Origin of the sequence: Clostridium zhoujianii, assembly GCF_051590805.1 — a bacterium.
Taxonomy (GTDB): domain Bacteria; phylum Bacillota; class Clostridia; order Clostridiales; family Clostridiaceae; genus Clostridium.
Window position 1 is genome coordinate 865,248 of record NZ_JBPUTF010000001.1, and the last position, 19,902, is coordinate 885,149.

At 29.9% G+C, this 19,902-nt stretch carries 20 protein-coding genes and 1 other annotated feature (1 of these 21 cut by a window edge); of the genes, 19 read left to right on the forward strand and 1 reads right to left on the reverse strand.

Features of this window, described 5'->3' with window-relative positions; all coding sequences use genetic code 11:
• Positions 1 to 23: a binding site (T-box leader), on the forward strand; it begins 213 nt to the left of the window's first position.
• A 132-nt stretch (positions 24 to 155) separates the two neighbouring features.
• From trpE to ACSYT2_RS04045, 15 genes are all read left to right on the forward strand, one after another.
• Positions 156 to 1,547 (forward strand): anthranilate synthase component I, encoded by a 1,392-nt coding sequence (gene trpE / locus ACSYT2_RS03975; RefSeq protein WP_430855883.1) that lies wholly within the window; start codon positions 156 to 158, stop codon positions 1,545 to 1,547.
• Complete coding sequence (locus tag ACSYT2_RS03980; protein ID WP_430855884.1) at positions 1,544 to 2,122, forward strand: anthranilate synthase component II; 579 nt, start codon at positions 1,544 to 1,546, stop codon at positions 2,120 to 2,122. Before trpE ends, ACSYT2_RS03980 begins: the two co-directional genes overlap by 4 nt.
• Positions 2,112 to 3,122, forward strand: a complete 1,011-nt coding sequence (trpD, locus tag ACSYT2_RS03985) for an anthranilate phosphoribosyltransferase (protein WP_438383625.1) — start codon at positions 2,112 to 2,114, stop codon at positions 3,120 to 3,122. Before ACSYT2_RS03980 ends, trpD begins: the two co-directional genes overlap by 11 nt.
• Positions 3,123 to 3,132: 10 nt before the next feature.
• A complete protein-coding gene (gene trpC, locus ACSYT2_RS03990; RefSeq protein WP_438383627.1) occupies positions 3,133 to 3,933 on the forward strand; it encodes an indole-3-glycerol phosphate synthase TrpC in 801 nt (266 codons plus the stop codon).
• Positions 3,923 to 4,549: a phosphoribosylanthranilate isomerase gene (locus ACSYT2_RS03995; RefSeq protein ID WP_438383629.1), complete on the forward strand. Its 627-nt coding sequence runs from the start codon at positions 3,923 to 3,925 to the stop codon at positions 4,547 to 4,549. The genes trpC and ACSYT2_RS03995 overlap by 11 nt, the downstream gene beginning before the upstream one ends.
• Entirely contained in the window at positions 4,539 to 5,717 is a 1,179-nt protein-coding gene (gene trpB, locus ACSYT2_RS04000) for a tryptophan synthase subunit beta (RefSeq protein WP_438383631.1), read from the forward strand. The genes ACSYT2_RS03995 and trpB overlap by 11 nt, the downstream gene beginning before the upstream one ends.
• Entirely contained in the window at positions 5,710 to 6,495 is a 786-nt protein-coding gene (gene trpA / locus ACSYT2_RS04005) for a tryptophan synthase subunit alpha (RefSeq protein ID WP_430855889.1), read from the forward strand. Before trpB ends, trpA begins: the two co-directional genes overlap by 8 nt.
• Before the next feature lie 139 nt (positions 6,496 to 6,634).
• Positions 6,635 to 7,099, forward strand: coding sequence for a methylated-DNA--[protein]-cysteine S-methyltransferase (locus ACSYT2_RS04010; protein ID WP_430855890.1), 465 nt, complete (start codon positions 6,635 to 6,637; stop codon positions 7,097 to 7,099).
• A 105-nt stretch (positions 7,100 to 7,204) separates the two neighbouring features.
• The gene (locus tag ACSYT2_RS04015) at positions 7,205 to 7,843 is read left to right on the forward strand and encodes a DedA family protein (RefSeq protein ID WP_430855891.1); all 639 of its coding nucleotides are present in this window, start codon (positions 7,205 to 7,207) and stop codon (positions 7,841 to 7,843) included.
• Between the two features lie 74 nt (positions 7,844 to 7,917).
• A complete protein-coding gene (locus ACSYT2_RS04020; protein WP_430855892.1) occupies positions 7,918 to 8,298 on the forward strand; it encodes a VOC family protein in 381 nt (126 codons plus the stop codon).
• A 92-nt stretch (positions 8,299 to 8,390) separates the two neighbouring features.
• The gene (locus ACSYT2_RS04025) at positions 8,391 to 8,771 is read left to right on the forward strand and encodes a VOC family protein (RefSeq protein ID WP_430855893.1); all 381 of its coding nucleotides are present in this window, start codon (positions 8,391 to 8,393) and stop codon (positions 8,769 to 8,771) included.
• 166 nt (positions 8,772 to 8,937) lie between these two features.
• On the forward strand, positions 8,938 to 9,240 hold the full coding sequence (locus ACSYT2_RS04030; protein ID WP_438383634.1) for a hypothetical protein: 303 nt from the start codon (positions 8,938 to 8,940) through the stop codon (positions 9,238 to 9,240).
• Between the two features lie 144 nt (positions 9,241 to 9,384).
• Positions 9,385 to 10,326: an AAA family ATPase gene (locus tag ACSYT2_RS04035; RefSeq protein WP_430855896.1), complete on the forward strand. Its 942-nt coding sequence runs from the start codon at positions 9,385 to 9,387 to the stop codon at positions 10,324 to 10,326.
• Positions 10,319 to 11,464 carry a DUF58 domain-containing protein gene (locus ACSYT2_RS04040; RefSeq protein WP_438383637.1) on the forward strand — a complete coding sequence of 382 codons (1,146 nt, stop codon included), beginning with the start codon at positions 10,319 to 10,321 and terminating at the stop codon, positions 11,462 to 11,464. The genes ACSYT2_RS04035 and ACSYT2_RS04040 overlap by 8 nt, the downstream gene beginning before the upstream one ends.
• Before the next feature lie 4 nt (positions 11,465 to 11,468).
• A complete protein-coding gene (locus ACSYT2_RS04045; RefSeq protein WP_438383639.1) occupies positions 11,469 to 13,682 on the forward strand; it encodes a transglutaminase-like domain-containing protein in 2,214 nt (737 codons plus the stop codon).
• Between the two features lie 59 nt (positions 13,683 to 13,741).
• Here the strand turns inward: ACSYT2_RS04045 and ACSYT2_RS04050 are convergent, their stop codons facing one another.
• Complete coding sequence (locus tag ACSYT2_RS04050) at positions 13,742 to 14,350, reverse strand: RNA-binding protein (protein ID WP_430855899.1); 609 nt, start codon at positions 14,348 to 14,350, stop codon at positions 13,742 to 13,744.
• 336 nt (positions 14,351 to 14,686) lie between these two features.
• Between ACSYT2_RS04050 and ACSYT2_RS04055 the strand changes: the two genes are divergently transcribed.
• The 4 genes from ACSYT2_RS04055 to ACSYT2_RS04070 all read left to right on the forward strand — a co-directional run bounded on the left by ACSYT2_RS04055 (position 14,687) and on the right by ACSYT2_RS04070 (position 19,861).
• The gene (locus ACSYT2_RS04055) at positions 14,687 to 16,552 is read left to right on the forward strand and encodes a hypothetical protein (RefSeq protein WP_438383641.1); all 1,866 of its coding nucleotides are present in this window, start codon (positions 14,687 to 14,689) and stop codon (positions 16,550 to 16,552) included.
• A gap of 311 nt (positions 16,553 to 16,863) precedes the next feature.
• Entirely contained in the window at positions 16,864 to 17,088 is a 225-nt protein-coding gene (locus ACSYT2_RS04060) for a hypothetical protein (protein WP_438383643.1), read from the forward strand.
• 138 nt (positions 17,089 to 17,226) lie between these two features.
• Positions 17,227 to 18,393 (forward strand): iron-containing alcohol dehydrogenase, encoded by a 1,167-nt coding sequence (locus ACSYT2_RS04065; protein ID WP_438383645.1) that lies wholly within the window; start codon positions 17,227 to 17,229, stop codon positions 18,391 to 18,393.
• Between the two features lie 706 nt (positions 18,394 to 19,099).
• Positions 19,100 to 19,861 carry an MBL fold metallo-hydrolase gene (locus tag ACSYT2_RS04070; protein ID WP_438383646.1) on the forward strand — a complete coding sequence of 254 codons (762 nt, stop codon included), beginning with the start codon at positions 19,100 to 19,102 and terminating at the stop codon, positions 19,859 to 19,861.
• Positions 19,862 to 19,902: the final 41 nt, after the last annotated feature.

A 19,902-nucleotide genomic window follows, 5' to 3' on the forward strand; every position in this document is an offset into this window, starting at 1 on the left:
AATATAGGTATTTCGTCCTTAATGGATGGAATACCTTTTTTAATTTTACTTTGGCATAGTCTAGTTGGCGTACAGCAAAATGGGTGGCATGGAGCTACTTCGTCCCATTATAGGACGAGGTGGCTCCTTTTTTATTTAGAAAGGGGGCAAAATAAATGATTAATATTACAAAGCAAGAGTTTATAGAAAGAAAAGAGTCAAATAAGGTTTTTTCTTTGATTAGTGAATTCAGGGGGGATGAGATAACTCCAATTACTTTATTTAATGGTTTTAAAGGAAGTAGGAGATTTATCCTTGAAGGAGGTAGTAAGGATAATCATTTTGGTAGATATTCATATTTAAGTGAAAATCCTTATAAAGAAATTGTTGGAGAGACCATTAAGGAAATTGATGAAATAAAGAAGGAAGTACAGATAGATTTTAATCCTGGAAATAATAGTTTCACTTTTAAAGGGGGGGCTATTGGATACATGGGATATGACACAATAGCTTTATATGAAAAAAAACTAAAATTTAATAATGAAGATGAATTAAATGTTCCTACAATACGATTTAATTTTTATAAAAGATATCTTTGTTATGATCATTTTACTCATAAAGCCTATGTTATAGATAATATCTTTAAGGAAGATAAGAGGAGTTATGAGGAGGTTGCTAAAGACCAAAAGAATTACTTTAAAGAGCTTGTTACAGGATATATTCCTCCAATTGAAGTGGAAGAAAAGAAGGAAGTTAATATAAGATTTGGTACTAGCAAAGAAGAGTATATGAAAAAGGTTGAAAAAGCGCAGGAATATATTAAAGCAGGAGATATATTCCAAGTTGTTCCATCTCAAAGAATGTACTGCGAAACTACTAAAAGTCCTTTAGAAATATATAGAAGACTTAGGGAGAGCAACCCCTCACCCTATATGTTTTTTCTAGATTATGATGATTATCAAGTAATAGGATCTTCCCCAGAAAGTTTAGTAGCAGTTAGAGGAAAGGAGATAATAACAAATCCAATAGCAGGTACTAGAAAAAGAGGTAAGACAGAGGAGGAAGATAAAGCTTTAGAAGAGGAGTTAATAAATGATGAAAAGGAGAGAGCAGAACATGTAATGCTTGTGGATCTTGGACGTAATGATGTTGGGAGAGTTAGTAAAATTGGAACTGTAGAAGTAAGAGACTTTATGAAAGTAGAAAGATTCTCTCATGTAATGCACATTACAAGTAGGGTTGTAGGTGAACTTGCAGATGATAAAGATGCCTTTGATGCCTTAGCCTCATACTTACCTGCTGGGACATTGTCTGGAGCTCCTAAAATAAGAGCTATGGAAATTATAGAAGAACTTGAAGATACTAAACGTGGTATATATGCAGGAGCAGTGGGATATTTTGCTTATGATGGTGATATGGATGTATGTATAGCTATAAGGACTATGGTTTTAAAGAATGGAATTGCTTATCTTCAATCTGGTGCAGGAATAGTATATGATTCAAAACCAGAAGAAGAATTTTATGAAACACAAAATAAATTAATGGCATTAAAGGAGGCGTTGAGATGATTGCTTTAATTGATAATTATGATTCATTTACATTTAATCTATATCAATATCTAGGTGAGTTTTCCGAAATAAAGGTATTTAGAAATGATGAAATAACACCAGAGGAATTAAGAGATTTAAAGGTTCAAGGAATAGTAATTTCACCAGGGCCAGGAAGGCCAGAGGATGCTGGAATATCAATAGATGTAATTAAAGAATTAGGTGGAGATATACCAATCCTTGGAATATGTTTAGGACATCAAGCAATAGCTTCAGCCTTTGGTGGGAAGGTAGTAAGAGCAAAGGAAATATTCCATGGGAAAAGTTCGAAGATTCAAGTTAAAGGAAATGATATTTTTGAAGGAGTAAGTAGAAAGCTTGAAGTTATGAGATATCACTCACTTGTTGTAGATAATGCTACTTTGCCAGAAGAATTAGAGGTAATAGCTGAAACTATAGATAGTAATGTAATTATGGGAATTAGACATAAAAGTAAGAAGATTTATGGGTTGCAATTTCATCCGGAATCAGTATTTACACCTAAGGGTAAGAGAATGTTAAAGAATTTTGTGGAGGGGATTTGTTATGAAAATTAATGATGCAATGAAGAAATTAATAACAAGACAAAACTTAACAGAAGAGGAGTGTACTGAGGTAATTAAGGAAATTATGAGGGGAGAAACAACCTCTGCACAAAAAGGTGGTTTCTTAGTTGGACTAAAAGTTAAGGGTGAAACATCTGAAGAGTTATTAGGTGCAGTTAAGGCATTAAGAACTGAAATGATAACAGTAGATATTGAAAATAGAGAACATTTAGTTGATTGCTGTGGTACTGGTGGAGATGGTGGGAACACATTTAATATATCTACTGCTGTTGCAATAGTAATTGCAAGTGGTGGTGCAAAGGTAGCTAAACATGGTAATAGAGCAGTATCAAGTAAAAGTGGAAGCTTAGATGTTTTAAGGGAACTAGGAATAAGAGTTGATTATGATAGAGAAGAAAGTAAGAAAATTATAGAAGAAAAGGGGATGGCTTTTTTACTTGCACCAAACTATAACAAGGGAATGAAGAATGTTGCTAAGGAAAGATTAGAAATTGGAACAAGGACATTATTTAATATGGTGGGGCCACTATTAAATCCAGCACCTCTTACAGGACAACTTATGGGAATATATGATGGAAGTTTACTTGAAACAGTAGCAGATGTTTTATTAAATCTTGGTTTAGATAGAGCTATGGTAGTTCATGGGGATGATGGTTTAGATGAAATAACAATAACTACTACAACTACAGTATGTGAAATAAAAGATGGAAAGGTTACTAAGTATACTTTAGATCCATCAAAGTATGGAATAAAGAGATCTGAGCTTAAGGAAATAGCAGGAGGAACTCCTGAAGAAAATGCAAAAGTTATTATAGAAGTATTAAAGGGTGAAAAGAGTGCAAGAAGGGACATAGTTATTTTAAATAGCGGAGCAGCACTTTATGTAGCAAAGATTGTTGATTCACTAGAAGAGGGAATTAACATGGCAAAGGAATTAATTGATTCAGGAAAGGCATTTAGAAAATATCAAGAGTTAGCTGAATGTGTTTAGGAGGATAGAAGTGATATTAGATGATATAGTAGCTCAAAAGAAAATAAGAGTAAAAGAAAGAAAAGAAATAATTTCTCCAGAAGAAGTTTATCAAGGAGCAATAAGAGCAACAGGTGATGTGGACAATAATAGGTTTAAAGAAGTATTAGAGGGGGAGAGGTTATCTATTATTGGGGAGTATAAAAAAGCCTCCCCTTCTAAGGGAATTATAGCACCATATTTTAATATGGAGGAGATATTAAAGTTATACAAGGAACTAGAAATAGATGCATATTCAGTTTTAACAGAAGAGGATTTCTTTCATGGTAGTGATGATAATTTGAGATTTGTAAAAAGTAGAAGTAATACACCAATTTTAAGAAAAGATTTTATTATAGATTTCTATCAAATACATCAGGCAAGAATTCTAGGAGCATCAGGAATCTTACTAATTGCTTCAGTACTTGGAAAGAATTTAAAAAGTTTTTATGAGGAATGTATTACCTTTAAGCTTCAACCTTTAGTAGAGGTTCATAATAGAGAAGAGTTAGAACTAGCATTAGAATGTAATAGTGAAATTATCGGCATAAATAATAGGAATTTAAAGACTTTCCATACATCCTTGGAAGTAACTGAAAAACTCATTGAGTATATTCCAAAAAATAAAATTATAGTTTCAGAAAGTGGTATTCATAATATTGAAGATTTAAGAAGAGTGAAGGAGGCAGGTGCTAGTGCAGCTCTTATTGGAGAAATGTTTATGAGAAATATAAATAATGTAGACTTTAAAAGAGAATTTAAGTTATTTAAAGGTGAAGAAAATGCTTATTAAAGTCTGTGGAATAACAAGAGAACAGGAGATAAAGGCTTTAAATATTTTAAAGCCTGATTACATAGGCTTTGTATTTGCAGAAAGTAAAAGAAAGGTCACTAAAGAAGAAGTTAGACATTTATGTGAGGCATTAAATAAGGAGATTAAGGTGGTTGGTGTATTTAGAAATAATAGTATTGAGTATATAGAGGAAGTTTTAGAATACCTACCACTAAATGTTATTCAACTTCATGGAGATGAAGATAATAATTTTATAGAGAGATTGGTTGAAAAACATTCATGTGAGGTATGGAAAGCAGTAACAATTAAATCCAAAATGGATATATGCTTAGCAATTAATTATCATGTAGATACCTTAATTTTAGATGGAAGTAATCCTGGAAGTGGAGAAGTATTCCCCTGGGAATTTATTAGTGGGATAAAGAGTGATAAGAGAATTTTTCTAGCAGGAGGTATTAATGAAGGTAATGTATTAGAAGGGATAGGTTTAGTTAATCCAGATGGAATTGATGTTTCATCTGGAGTTGAAGTAATAGATGATGGAGGGAATAGGGTAAAAGACAAAAGTAAAATAGAAAGATTAATAAGAAAGGTGAGGAAGAAAAATGAAGGGTAGATTTAATGAATTTGGTGGTCAATATGTACCAGAAACACTTATGAATGCCTTAAAGGAATTAGAGGATGTATTTGAGGAAGCAATAAATGATAAGGAATTTATGGATGAATATAGATACTATCTTAAGGAGTATACAGGTAGACCAAGCTCTCTATATTATGCAGAAAATATGACTAAGGATTTAGGAGGAGCTAAGGTTTATCTAAAAAGGGAGGATTTAAATCACACAGGAGCACATAAAATAAATAACACTATAGGTCAAATACTTTTAGCTAAAAAAATGGGAAAGAAAAAGGTTATAGCTGAAACAGGAGCAGGTCAACATGGAGTTGCAACAGCTACTGTAGCTGCTAAGTTTAAGATGGAATGTAAGATATTTATGGGTGAAGAGGATATAAGAAGACAAGGTCTAAATGTTAAAAAGATGGAGCTACTAGGTGCAGAGGTTGTATCAGTTACAAGTGGTAATGGAACATTAAAGGACTCTGTAAATGAAGCTATAAGATACTGGGTTTCAAATGTTGAAGATACCTTTTATATTATGGGAACAGTAGCAGGACCACATCCATATCCAATTATGGTTAGAGATTTTCAAAGAGTTATAGGAGAGGAAGCAAGAGAACAGATTCTAGAACATGAAGGAAAATTACCTAACTATATTATTGCACCAGTTGGCGGTGGAAGTAATGCCATGGGAATCTTTTATCCATTTTTAGAGGATAAGGAAGTAAAGCTTATAGGAGTTGAAGGTGCAGGTCATGGAATAGAGTCAGGAGAACATGCAGCAGCACTTCAAGAAAAGAATACAGGAGTTTTACATGGAATGATGACTTATGTTTTAAAGGATAATGATGGACAAATAAAAGAAGCATATTCAATATCAGCAGGTCTAGATTATCCAGCAGTTGGGCCAGAACATGCCTATCTCTCTTCAATAAATAGAGCAGAATATGTAAGTGTAGTAGATAAGGAAGCAATAGATGCCTTCCTATATTTAACCAAAATCGAAGGGATAGTACCAGCGCTAGAATCATCTCATGGAGTAGCTTATGCTAGAAAGATTATAGGACAATTATCAAAGGATGATATTGTAATAATAAATATTTCTGGTAGAGGAGATAAGGATATGGATACAATTATTAAATACTTGGAGGATCACAATGAATAGAATAGAGTCAGTCTTTAATAAATTAAATGAAGAAAATAAGAAAGCATTAATACCTTTTATAACTTGTGGAGATCCGTCAGTAAAAGAAACTATTGATAATGTATTAAGATTAGAAAAAGCTGGAGCAACAGTAGTTGAACTAGGAGTTCCTTTTAGTGACCCTTTAGCAGATGGAGATGTTATACAAAATTCTTACTGCAGAGCTTTAAAAAATGGAGCTAAGGTGAAGGATGTATTTACTTGTGGAAGAAAGATTAGGGAAAAAAGTGAGATTCCTTTAGTTATAATGATTTATTATAATTTAATATATACTCGTGGAGTAGAGAGATTCTTAGATGAAGCAAGTGAAGCAGGCTTTGATGGATTAATTATTCCAGATATACCACTTGAGGAAAGAGGAGAACTTAAAGAAAAGTGTGAGAATAAAGGTATATATCTTATACCATTAGTAGCTCCAACTTCCCAAGAAAGAATAGCTAAAATAACTCAAGGAACTAAAGGTTTTGTTTATTGTGTATCATCTAATGGAACTACTGGTGAGAGAAGTACTTTAAATGAGGGGATAATCGATTATTTAAATACAGTTAGAAAAAATACATCAGCACCTATATGCTTAGGTTTTGGAATATCTTCAAGGGAAGTTGTGAATAAGGTAAAGAATTTCTGTGATGGAGTTATTATTGGAAGTGCTGTTGTGAGAAGACTAGGTCATAAGAAAGAAGAGGCTTTTGATTTTGTAAGTGATATTAGAGAAGAGTTAGATTTGAAATTATCATAATCTTAAGGGCCTTAAGATAAATTTTAATATTTATATTTTCTATGGTGACTATAAATATTGAAGAAATGATATACTTAATTTTAAGTAATATGCTAGTCAATAAAATTTAAAATATTAAGATAAAGAGCGAGGTACTTAAATGATAAATATAGGATATTATAAATCTCCAATTGGAATAATAAAAATTAAAGAAGAAGATGGATATATAGTAGCTGTAGATTTTGTGGAAAAGGCTGAAAAAGAGAATTTAAGTGAAACAATCCTTGAATGCAAAGGGCAGCTTGAAGAGTATTTTAAGGGTGAAAGAAATAGTTTTGATGTAAAAATAAAGTTTACTGTTGGCACAGAGTTTCAAAAAAGAGTGTGGAATGAACTTATTAATATTGATTATGGGAAAATTGCATCCTATAAAGATATTGCAGAAAAAGTAGGAAGCCCAAAAGGCTTTAGGGCAGTTGGTGGAGCAAACAATAAGAATCCTATATCAATTATAGTACCTTGTCATAGAGTTGTTGGAGCTAACGGAAAGATGGTTGGCTATGCTGGTGGAGTTGATAAGAAAGTCTATTTATTAGAGTTAGAAAAGAGTGGGAAGTTTAAATAGAATATGAATAAATAATTAAATATGGTTAAAGATAGGTTAAGTAGCTATTAGTTTTATCCAGAAGGTATATAATAATATATTATGTTAACTTAAAGGAGTAGAGGGATGGAGCTAATAAGTAATTTAATTGATATATTCTTACACTTAGATAAGTATTTAGGAAGTGTTATAAATGATTATGGTGCACTGACATATGTTATTTTATTTTTAATAGTTTTCTGTGAAACAGGATTAGTTATAACACCATTTTTACCAGGAGATTCATTGATTTTTGCGGCAGCAGCATTTGCAGCATTAGGATCTTTAAATATATTTATATTAATATTAGTACTTATAGTAGCAGCTATATTAGGGGATACATCTAATTATATGATAGGACGATATATTGGGCCTAAACTTATAAAAAAAGGTAAGTTTATTAAACAATCCCATTTAGATAAGACTAATAGTTTTTATGAAAAGTACGGTGGAAAAACTATTATAATAGCAAGGTTTGTACCTATAGTCCGTACCCTTGCACCTTTTGTTGCTGGTCTTGGAAATATGAGTTACGGGAAGTTTGAGTCTTTTAATGCTATAGGAGGCTTTCTATGGGTAACGATAGTTGCATCAGCAGGATATTTCTTTTCTAATATACCATTTGTACAAGAAAATTTTAGTACTGTAGTGTTGGCAATCATATTTATTTCATTATTACCAGCTGTAATTGAATTTTATAGAAGTAAGAAGAAGATAACAGAATAGTAATATAAGACATTAATAATATAAAAATTAATGTCTTTAATTTTTATATTATTAATATGTAAGGAGAAGTAAAAATGATTGAGAGGATAGAAAACATAACACTATACGTAAAGGATCAAGAAGAAGCAAAAAGATTTTGGATAGAAAAGATAGGCTTTGAGGTGAAGTTAGAACATTCATTGGGTCCAAACATGAAATACATTGAAGTTGGGCCTATTGGAACTGATACTACTTCCTTTGCCCTTTATGATAAAAAGCAAATGTCAAATAAGAATCCAATTTTAAATGTATCTCACCCAACATTATTATTTAAAGCAAAAGATATTGAAAAGACCTACAATGATTTTAAAGATAATGGTGTAAAAGTTGGTGCATTTATGGAAATGGAACTTGGCAAGATGTTTTCTTTTAAGGATATTGATGGTAATAGCTATATAGTAAGAGAAGAAAATTAATTAGGCGTAAAATTTTCTTTGATTTTTTATATCTGTGTAATATAATAAGTAAACAATAAAAAATAAATAATAAACAAATGAGGTGGAATAAATTGATAAATAAAATTGGTAAGATAACAATTTATGTTAAAGATCAAGAAGAAGCTAAAAAATTCTGGACTGAAAAGATAGGTTTTGTAATTAAGCTTGAACAAGAAATGGGACCAGGGATGAAATGGTTAGAAGTAGGTCCAAGTGAAGATGAATTTACTACTTTTATTCTATATAATAAGAGTATGATGGAAGCACAAAACCCATCTGCTAATGTTGGTCATCCATCAGTATTATTAAGTACTACTGATATAGATAAAGCTTATGGAGAAATGAGGGATAATGGGGTTGAGCTCGGAAAGCTAATGGAAATGCCATATGGCAAGATGTTCTCATTTAAAGACCAAGATGGAAATGATTATATATTAAGAGAAGATAAATAATATAATAGAAAAGATTTAGAGGGTAACTTAGCTAAGTTATCCTCTTTTTAGTTAAATAAAGAAATAAGTTAATATTTTTTTTATTAATATAAAGAAAGTTAATTGTATTTATACTAACTTAGATATATTATGTAGATATACAATACAAAAGATAGGAGAAATATAAATGGCAAAGAAAAATAGTAGTAATAATGATTTTTTATATAAAGCTAAGGACAGTACTTCACATAAAATATATCCATTACTTGTTGAATTAGTAAATGAAGATAGAGAAGAGCTTGCAGAGCAAGTTACTAAAATAGATTACTTATTAGAATATACAAGCACTTGCATAAAGCAAAAGGATTTTAGAGAAGCAAGAGATACTATAAAAAGAGTAGAGGATAGATTAAACATATTAAAGAAAGAAAAGGTAGATATGGGCTACCTTGAATATTTATATGAGGGAATAAAAAATAAAATAAAATAAAATAAATTAAAAAAATAAGAGGTAGATTTTACTTGAGTAAAATTCACCTCTTATTTTTTATTAATATTAAAAGATAAGTTGATAAAATTACAAAATATAATAAAATTTGGTATAATTAATAAAAAGAAAACTAAGGGGGACATTATGAGTAAAGTAACAGATATTATTGATAACATGGAAAAGATAATGGTAGGAAAGAGAAGAGTAGTAGAGAGAATTGTCATGGCATTATTAGTTAATGGACATGTTCTTATAGAGGATGTACCAGGGGTAGGTAAGACACAATGTGTAGGAGCATTAGCAAAGTCAGTTGATGGTAGCTATAAGAGAGTTCAGTTTACTCCAGATGTTATGGCTTCTGATATAACAGGATTTACTATGTATAATCCTTCAGTTGGAAAGTTTATGTATAGAGAAGGGGCAGCACACTGTAATTTTCTTTTAGGAGATGAAATAAACAGAGCAGCAGCAAAAACCCAATCAAGTTTACTAGAGGTTATGGAAGAAAGACAAGTTACTATAGATGGAATAACTAGAAAGGTACCAGAACCATTTATGGTACTAGCTACTCAAAATCCTATTGAAAGTAGAGGAACTAACAAATTACCAGAAGCACAAATGGATAGATTTTTATTTAAGCTTAGTATAGGTTACCCATCAAAACAAGGTGAAAAGGAAATTTTAAATAGATTTGGTATGGACAATCCTTTAAATTCATTACCAGCAGTAGCTAGCACAGATGATGTGAAAAAATTACAAAAAGAAGTTGATGAAGTAAGAGTAAGTGAAGAAATAAAAGATCTAATAATAAATATGGTGTCATTTACTAGAGGTAATCCAAAAATATCTTTGGGTGTTAGTCCTAGAGGAAGTCTTTATTTATTAAAAGCATCTAAGGCATTAGCATACTTAAAGGAGAGAGATTATGTACTTCCTGAGGATGTGGCTGAAATAGCAGCTGATGTATTAGCTCATAGAATAATTTTATCTTCAGCTGCAAAGGTAAAAGGGTTAACAGCATATGAGGTTATTACAGAATGCGCTAATAGAGCTATTAAAGAAACTAGTAAGGTATTAAATGTTTAATGCAATAACCTATATATCAATTGTAATTATTACTTTTATATTTACTTACATATTTGATATAAGGGAGAATTTCACATTACTTTATATGCTTTTAGTTGCACCTATTTTTGATTATTTAATTCTTATTTATTTGAAAAAACAAATAAATATACATCTAGATGATGTTAGCGAAAGTATAGAAAAAAGAAAGGATTTAATTTGTACTTTGTATATTGTAAATAAAGCTGTAATACCAGTCCCTTTTTTGGAATATGAGTTTAACTTTAGCAGTAAGTTTAATTGCTATGATGAAGAATTCTTTAGAGAGAGGATATCTTTAGGTGGAAAGAGTACTATCTGTGAAGAATATAGTCTTTTTGCAGCTCATAGAGGCCTTGGAAATGTTAATTTAAGTAGTGTACAAATGAGAAGTTTACTTGGATTATTTAAGGAATCAATAATTTTTGATGGAGCAGCGAAAGAGGTAATGGTTATTCCAGCCTTGGTTGAGGTAGAGGGAGTAGAGGACCTACTTGAGGGAGCTTTAGATGATGATGAGTATGATGACAATACAAACAATATGTTTATAGGTGATCCAAGTTATGAATTTAAGGAGTATGCTCCAGGGGATCCGTTAAATAGGGTTAATTGGAAGATATCATCAAAGCGAAATATATTAATGATTCGTAAAAGTGCCATGGAGGTAAAGCTTAATAAAACTATTATATTAGATCCAGCTATACTGGAAAGAGGAGATTTTGAGGATAGGGGAGATTTGTTAATAGAAGCAGTAATAGGGATGGCAAGAGAGTTTTTTGCACTTGATTATAGTGTAGATATTTTCTACTACAGAGATAGATATTGGGAAAAGTTTGGCTTTGATAATATGGATAGCATACCTAATATGCAAAAGTTCTTTAGCACTTATAATTTTATAAATATATCAAATTTCAACAAGAGATTTAATAAACTTGTTGATAAAATTGAAAAGACTAGTGATTATGTGCTATTTACAAACAATAAAGATATTGATGTGAGAGATTTTGCTATTATATTACAGGAATATGGTAATTCAGTTAATATAGTAAGTGATAATAGAAATAAGATTATAGATAATGAGTACTATTTACATGCTGATTATACTTTAGAGAGGATATAGTGATATGAAGAGTGTAGTTTCAAAGTTAATGGAAAATATAATATCCTTATTATTTACTATAATTGGTGCGGAAGTTTTATTTTATTCAATGTATAGAAGATTTAGTTTTATCTGTGCTATAGCTATTTTTATATTTGTAATATTATTATATACAGTTTTTGATATTGTGGTTGAGCAGGGGAAAAAGGGAATACTGATTTATTTAATAGTAGGTATTATAATGCTTGGTACATGTTATATATTCACTAATCAATCATCTAAAATTGCAAGTGTAGGATTTTATAGTTGGGTACTAGGTGGAGGCAAAGATATAGGAGATTACTTTGGATATGTAGTAGGAGCAGTATTATTTGTATCATTTATATACACATCATTAACCTACTATTTTTCTATAAACAATATGAGAATGCCTATGATGTTCTTATTGGGTTTCATAGTATTAGTCTTATATACAAAGAGTGTATATAAGACTAATAATGTATTTATAAGTATTTTCATTTTCTTACTATTTGCATTATTTTTATTAAGTTCAAAGAAAAAGGATTTGAAGTGGAAAACGAAGGTTAACATTCAAAGTAAGCACATACTAACTTCGGGGATTGGATTTGTTCTTATAGTGTTTTTAATAGGATCATTAATACCGAAGGTTAAGGAATTCCCAAAGATAAGTCCTTTGGAAGGAATAAAAGAACTAACTCAAGGATTTATGAAAAATAATTTATCTGGAATAAGGAAACCATTCAAAATGGATGGATCAAAGGAAAGAGACACCAATGTTTCGACTGTTCAAAATTCCAATAATATATTATATTCCTTTACAGGCGATAATCCAGGTTATTTAGTTGATCATAATATGGATGTTTATAAAGATAATAGATGGAGCCAAGATTATAATTATGCTTTTTATGATGGGTATAAAGGAAAAAACAAAGATAGTATTATAAGCGATTTTGAGGGAAGTACCCTAGTTGATGATACAAAGAGTATATTAAAAAATGGAAAAAAACTTAATGAAGAATTATCTAAAATAAAAGAGATACAAGAAGATAGCAATCTAAAGAAGAGTCTAGAAATCACAGTTGAAAATAGAGAGGGAATAGAAATAGCACATCCAATAAATACAGTTTTATTTAATAAGGAAGGGGATAGAAATTTAACTCTTTATACTGATAATTTTGATGTTATATATAAAGATAGGGATATTTTCACTAATCAAGAGGTATTAAGTGCTAAGTATATTAATGATAATCCATTAAGTAATTCCATTGAAGATAAATTAATGAGATATATGACTTCTGATAATTATAGAGATTTCCTAAGAAGTAATCAAGATTTAAATGATTATACTGATAAAAGAAATAAACTATTTATGTTAGAAGATAGATACACAGCTTTGGATTCAAGTACAACTGATAGAATCTTTGAATTATCTAAAGATTTAACAAAGGATGAGGATTCTATATATAATAAAGCTCAAAATATAGAAAGTTATTTTAGGAGTGGAGAATATATATATAATTTAACCCTACCAGAACAAAAGTCAGGAGATAATTATATTGATTTCTTTATATTTGAAGGAAAGGAAGGCTATTGTGTCCAATATGCAACTGCAATGACTCTTTTATGTAGAGCAAGTGGTATACCCTCAAGATATGTTGAAGGTTATTCAATAACAGAAGAGGATTTTGATGGTAGGAAGTATAATGTAAAAGAATCCAATGCTCATGCCTTTGTTCAAGTTTATATACCAGGATATGGTTGGAAGGTATTTGATCCAACCCCAGGTTTAAGTACACCAAAAGATGAAATTATAAATAAGGAATCTGGAGTTAAGAATAAGATTAATATTAATTTTAATGTAATTATAGTAGGGACATTAGCTATAATATTAATTGGAGCCGCTATAGTAATATATTTACACTTTACAAAAAGAAATAGATTTTTAAAGAAGATTCAAAAATATTCAAAGGAGGAAAGGTTAGAAGCTCTAATAAAAGATAGTATTAGATTATTAGAAGATGAAGGAATGACACCTTATGATGGAGAAACATTATTAAACTTTGCAAAGAGGGTAGATTATAGTATACAGATAGGTTTTAATGAGGTTATTGAAGAGTACTATGATTTCAAATATGCATTTAAAATATTAGAGGCAAGTACTTTAGAGAAGGCAAGTGAAGTTAATAATAATATTTATGAATACGGGAAGAAAAAATAAGGAATATTTATATGGCAATAGGAGTCTTAATTAATAAGACTCCTATTGCTATATACTCATTATCTTTTTCTTCTTGAATGTGAATGACCACTACGGTTACCATTGTTCATATTCATCATATTGGGATTCATTCCATTCATGTTATTCATACCCATACTGTTTGGACCTCCCATAAGCATGCTTAAAAGTGGATTCATACCGCCACCGTTCATACCACCCATATTATTCATGCCATTTTGAGGATTCATACTGTTTAGCATATCCATTAAAGGGTTTCCATTCATGTTATTTCCATTATTCATATTTCCACCTGAATTCATATTAAAATCTTGGTCCATGCCACCACCTTGGTTCATGTTTCCACCTGAATTCATATTTTGCATCATGCTGAATAGTTGATTCATACCGTTATTACCATTATTGGAATTCATGTTACTTGGGCCATTACCCATCATAGGATTCATTCCTCCGCCATTCATACCACCCATAAGCATATTAAGTAATGGATTTCCACCCATCATAGGATTTCCACCACCATTCATACCACCCATAAGCATACTTATAAGTGGATTCATACCACCCATACCGCCCATACCGCCAGAACCAGGATTCATACCGCCCATTCCACCCATCATATTACCAAATAACATGTTTAGTAAAGGATTCATTATATCACCTCAATACAGTTATTACTGTTGTTATATTCTATTTTAGAGAGTATTAAATTGATACAAATATAAATTTGTGTTTAATGATAGGCTATGAGCTGATGTTGAATAAATTATTGTGTTTTATAGTTAGTATTAAATAAATTTAAAATTACTAACTATAAATCCCAAGATAACTTTAAGAATAATTATACATATATGTATTTTAATGAGAAATATATATAAATTAATATAATATTGTAATATATTAGTATATAATGTATAATTATCAATTGTGGCAACTAATATATGTAAGTATTGGTTATTAAAGGTATATATTAAAAGGCGGAGGGGTAAATGATGAAAAAAATAAAAAAAGCTTTAGCTATTTTACTAGCATATGCATTATTAATTTCAGTTGCACCAATTGAATTAGTAGGAAAGATTGCTAGTGCAAAAGAAGGGGTACCACAATTTTTAGAGTACAGTGAGATAAATTTAAGTTCTTTATCTCAATACAAAGATAAGACTTTAGCTATTGTTGAGGATTCAGTTGATTCTAGTATTGGGACAATATGGGAGTTTAGGTTATCTTTATTTGAAAATGGTAAAGAAAAGGTTATTGCAAACTATGGTAATAATTATTGTGAAGTTATTGATTCTGATGATGGGAAAGCTATTATTATTGAAATGATAGATATGGAGTATAATAGTCAGAATAATTATTATGAATATGATTTTATTACAGGTGAATTAAAAAGTATAGAAAAACCTGAATTTAATAATAACACAAGTGATGAAGTTAAAAATAAGATTGCAGCTATCATTAATAAAAAGTATGATACAAACTACAAAAAAGATGATCTTAGGATGGTAGAGTATTTAAATAATTCAGTTGACATATTAGGTAACAAATACAAGTCTGGATATGTTGGCGTTAGCTTTGAAGGAAAGACATTCAACTATTTTATTGTATTAGGTGATAAGGTAGGGTATGCAACAGAAAATTTAAGTAGTGATATAAATACACGTTACATTCCTTATGGAAATAGTCTATACATTATAAAACAACAAGTAGATGGATTAGTTATAAGTAAGTATGAAAATGATCAAGAAGTTAGTTCAGGAAAATATATTGGTGCAATTGGTTCTATGGATAGGCCGATAGTATATCAAGGAGATATCTATATAAATATTAATAATGAGTTTGCTAAATTAAATTTAAAAGATGGCGAATACAAACCAGAAGAAATATTTAAAGTTAAGCAAAACTCGAATTCTATAGATGTAGATAGGAAACTGTGGATTATAGAGGAAGACAAAGAAAAATCATATGTAAGTATGGTTGATGGTGGAAAGTTAATAAGAAAGTATGAAATAAATCCAGAAATGACAACACTAAATGTATATGATGAGAATAATATAGTAGTTACGGATGGAGCTTGGAGAAATCAAAAGGTTACATTTATAAATAATGGTAAATCAGAAGGTAACAATGGTAGTAATCCAGGAGACAATAATGGTGGTAATACAGAAGGATCAGATACTGATAATAAGGTAGAAGTTGAAGTTCCAACTGTTAAGCCAGATGAAGATAACTTAGTTAAAGTTGAAGCTGATAAGAATAGTTCAAATACTAATGTAGTTATAAATGATATTGAATCTGTTAAGGGTGGAAAGGGTTCAATTACATTAGCATTGAAGGATGATTCAAAGATAAAGATACCTTTCTCAGCAATAGATATTAAACTTTTAGAAAATGCTAAGAATGTTGAGGTTAAGATGTCAGCTAAAGAAAATTCTGAAATTACTAAGGGCTTAAAGGCTGTTAATAAGGTATTCTCATTTGATTTAGTTGTAAATAAAAATGATGGATCAGAAGTTAAAATACATAACTTCGCAAATGGAGTTGCAGAAATTTCTTTAAATTTAACAGATGATGAATTAGCTGGTTTAAATAGAGACAAGCTTCTGGTATTTTACTATAATGAAGAAACAAAGAAATATGAAGCTATGGAAACAAAGGTTGATGGAAATGTAGTAACATTTAAGACACCTCATTTCTCAAGCTTTATAATTGCAGAAGCAGAAGGAAATGTACCTGTTAATAATAATCCTATATCAAAGACTAATGATAACAATAACTTAGTGATGTTATCAATAGTAGCTTTATTAAGTGGCATAGCAGTAATTTCTTTAAAAAAGACAAGAAAAACAATATAGGATAAAATGGTGAGTGGATGAGGGAAACCTCATCCACTTATTTGGTTATAATGGAATATTAGGAGTAATATTTTTTATTATAACTTAGGGACTGTATTACAATGCAAGAATCTATGGGGATATTGGATATGCTGAAAGGAATAATGATAAATATCTTTTTTAAAAGGATGAAGTAGATAGAAATTATTATGAAAGTTGAAAGAATTGAAACCAAGAGCTAAATATATGAAAAATCAGATAGAGAGATAAATTTATTATATAACATAAATGTAGTATAATTATGGTAAATTAACTACTGTAAGGATGTGATTGTGATAAAGAAATATAAGGGGATAATTTCTTCTATTATATTAGTAATAGCTATTTTAATAGTATCTCAAGTCACCTATACTATAGATAAAAGGTTAATTGAAGAGAATAAAGAGCCAAAGTTTGTAATTAAAACAGATATGGTTAAAGATGGAGGCACTACAATATACAAGGGATTAGGTTATCAAGTGGTAAGATGGAATAGATTCTTAGAAGATGGAATATAAAAAGGTTATGAAATAAGTAGATTCCAAAGTATTAGAGATATTAACGATGGGCCATCAAAAGAATTGACATTTGAGAAGAGATGAAGTTGTAGTAGTATCAAGATTCTATTAGATTAAATATGAATGGAGGATTCAGTTATGGAAAATTTTCATTATTCAATTAAAACAGAGGTTTACTTTGGTAAGGGGCAAATAATTAACTTAGCAAAGGCTATAAAAGATTATGGCAATAAGGTACTTTTAGTTTATGGTGGAGGAAGTATTAAAAGAATAGGTATCTATGATAATATACTAGAAATATTTAAGGAAAATGAAATCTCACATGTTGAGCTTTCAGGTGTAGAGCCTAATCCAAGAATTACAACAGTTAAAGAAGGTATTAAACTTTGTAGAGAAAATAATATAGAAGTAGTTTTAGCAGTAGGTGGAGGTAGTACAATAGACTGTGCTAAAGTTATTGCAGCTGGTGTAGATTATGAGGGAGACTCTTGGGATATAGTTGTAGATCCAAGTAAAATAAAAAGTGTATTACCTATAATTAGTATACTTACATTGTCAGCTACAGGATCTGAAATGGATTCATTTGCTGTAATTTCAGATATGGATTCAAATAATAAGATTGGTACAGGACATCCTGACATGAAACCAAAGGTATCAATTTTAGATCCTGAATATACATATTCAGTACCTAAAAATCAAACAGCAGCAGGTACAGCAGATATTATGAGTCATATTTTTGAAGAATATTTTAACGGCACAAAAGGTGTATTTATGCAGGATAGGATAGCAGAAGGCCTATTAAAGACTTGCATAAAGTATGGAAAGATTGCTATAGAAGAGCCAAATAACTATGAAGCAAGAGCAAATTTAATGTGGGCATCAAGCTGGGCAATTAATGGATTATTAGGATATGGTAGAGAAGGGGCATGGAGTGTTCACCCAATGGAGCATGAACTAAGTGCTTTCTATGATATTACTCATGGGGTAGGATTAGCTATACTAACACCACATTGGATGAAGTATGTATTAAATGATGAAACATTAGATAAGTTTGTTGAGTACGGTATTAATGTATGGGACATAGACAAGAATCTAGATAAATATGAAATTGCAAATAAAGCAATAGAAAAGACTAGAGAGTATTTTAATGAACTTGGAATTCCTTCAACTTTAAGAGAGGTAGGAATAGGAGAAGATAAGCTTGAAATTATGGCTAAACAAGCAACTAGATTTGGATTAAATGAGGGCTACAAAGCTTTAAGTTTTGAGGATGTTTTAAATATTTATAAGGCAGCACTAGAATAAATCAATTGCTTCGGAAAAGATTATATTTAAGATGAAAATTCAGGGAAATTTCATGTCACTCTCAATTTGACAGGGGCAGTTAAAATAATTAATAGACTATATTTTTAGGGGACTGTAGGTAGATTTGTGTAAATATAAATCTATCTACAGTCTTTTTTATGATTAGGTGGTAGATTTAAAATAATATACTTATAAACTTAAGGAGAATTCTAAATGAGTGTAATTGAAATACTAGATATTGATTACATAGGTCATGAAATATCAATTAATACAATTAATAAAAATGATAGAAAGGGTCATTCTAGAAAATATATTTAAATTAGCTACCTTAATTATTTTGCTACTATATTTCAATATATCACTATAAAAAGTAAAATAAATTTTAAATTTTATGAGTATAGAAATATTATTCTGTCGACTATAAATTAATTGAAAAAATATGTAAATTAACAAAAGTAGAAATATTTGACAAAAATAATACCGAAATATAATATTATTATGTCAAATTTAATTAATATATAAAAAGTGAACAGTAAATTTTCATGTAAGGAGTTGATACTAATTTATACATTACATGATGAGCATAAAAATATAATGGAAAGTACAAGCAAGATATTGAAACTTAACCATAAAAAAATATATATAAGGAGAGTAAGATAAAAAATATTTTCAATAGAACAATAGCTAGGCGTAGAGGAGTAATTAAATGCAGATAAGTTTTTTCTGGGTAGGAGCATCAACATTTATAGTAGAAATAGATAAGACTATAAGATTTGCTTGTGATCCAGTGTTAATGAAAGAAAATTCCATAGTTGAGTTTAGTTCATTTAGCAGTACAAGAGAAATCGGACCAATGTATAATAAAGAAGTATTTAATAATATTGATATGTGGTTATTGACTCACAATCATTTAGATCATATCGATAGTAAAGGTATGAAGGTTATTGATGAATCTTCATATATTTTTCTAGAGAGTAGTGTTAATGAAATAGTTGATGATAGTAATTATAAGAAAAAGATACAACTAAAATGGAGGGAAAGTCATTCAATTAATATAAATGATTATATTATTGAGGTGACAGCTATTCCTGCTTATCACGGAAATAATATTTTTATGAGAAATATTATAGGTAAAGTTAATGGATATCTTGTAAATGTAAGAAAAGGAAATAACTATAAGACGTTTTATATAACATCGGATACGATATATCATAAGGATATTATTAAGGCTTTAAAAAATACTAAAGTAGACTATTTGATTGCAAATTTAGGACAAGTAATGTCACAAAAATTTGGTGGTCCAATTACTATGTCAGTAGATATGTTAGGAAACTATTGTGAAATGATACGGCCTATGAAGGTAATACCAATTCACTATAATGATTTTAGTCATTATGAGACTAGTGAAATAGATATAATTAACAATGGATATGAAGTAATAGAACGTGGAAAATGGATGGAGATATAGTTAATAAGGAGTTATTATATAGTAGTTATTGGAATAGTAGG

What these genes read in the sequence shown, in the direction of transcription:
- trpE (WP_430855883.1), top strand. Translation starts at nt 156, where the DNA reads ATGATTAATATTACAAAGCAAGAGTTTATAGAAAGAAAAGAGTCAAAT.
- ACSYT2_RS03980 (WP_430855884.1), top strand. Translation starts at nt 1,544, where the DNA reads ATGATTGCTTTAATTGATAATTATGATTCATTTACATTTAATCTATAT.
- trpD (WP_438383625.1), top strand. Translation starts at nt 2,112, where the DNA reads ATGAAAATTAATGATGCAATGAAGAAATTAATAACAAGACAAAACTTA.
- ACSYT2_RS03995 (WP_438383629.1), top strand. Translation starts at nt 3,923, where the DNA reads ATGCTTATTAAAGTCTGTGGAATAACAAGAGAACAGGAGATAAAGGCT.
- trpB (WP_438383631.1), top strand. Translation starts at nt 4,539, where the DNA reads ATGAAGGGTAGATTTAATGAATTTGGTGGTCAATATGTACCAGAAACA.
- trpA (WP_430855889.1), top strand. Translation starts at nt 5,710, where the DNA reads ATGAATAGAATAGAGTCAGTCTTTAATAAATTAAATGAAGAAAATAAG.
- ACSYT2_RS04010 (WP_430855890.1), top strand. Translation starts at nt 6,635, where the DNA reads ATGATAAATATAGGATATTATAAATCTCCAATTGGAATAATAAAAATT.
- ACSYT2_RS04015 (WP_430855891.1), top strand. Translation starts at nt 7,205, where the DNA reads ATGGAGCTAATAAGTAATTTAATTGATATATTCTTACACTTAGATAAG.
- ACSYT2_RS04020 (WP_430855892.1), top strand. Translation starts at nt 7,918, where the DNA reads ATGATTGAGAGGATAGAAAACATAACACTATACGTAAAGGATCAAGAA.
- ACSYT2_RS04030 (WP_438383634.1), top strand. Translation starts at nt 8,938, where the DNA reads ATGGCAAAGAAAAATAGTAGTAATAATGATTTTTTATATAAAGCTAAG.
- ACSYT2_RS04035 (WP_430855896.1), top strand. Translation starts at nt 9,385, where the DNA reads ATGAGTAAAGTAACAGATATTATTGATAACATGGAAAAGATAATGGTA.
- ACSYT2_RS04040 (WP_438383637.1), top strand. Translation starts at nt 10,319, where the DNA reads ATGTTTAATGCAATAACCTATATATCAATTGTAATTATTACTTTTATA.
- ACSYT2_RS04045 (WP_438383639.1), top strand. Translation starts at nt 11,469, where the DNA reads ATGAAGAGTGTAGTTTCAAAGTTAATGGAAAATATAATATCCTTATTA.
- ACSYT2_RS04050 (WP_430855899.1), bottom strand. Translation starts at nt 14,350, where the DNA reads ATGAATCCTTTACTAAACATGTTATTTGGTAATATGATGGGTGGAATG.
- ACSYT2_RS04055 (WP_438383641.1), top strand. Translation starts at nt 14,687, where the DNA reads ATGATGAAAAAAATAAAAAAAGCTTTAGCTATTTTACTAGCATATGCA.
- ACSYT2_RS04065 (WP_438383645.1), top strand. Translation starts at nt 17,227, where the DNA reads ATGGAAAATTTTCATTATTCAATTAAAACAGAGGTTTACTTTGGTAAG.
- ACSYT2_RS04070 (WP_438383646.1), top strand. Translation starts at nt 19,100, where the DNA reads ATGCAGATAAGTTTTTTCTGGGTAGGAGCATCAACATTTATAGTAGAA.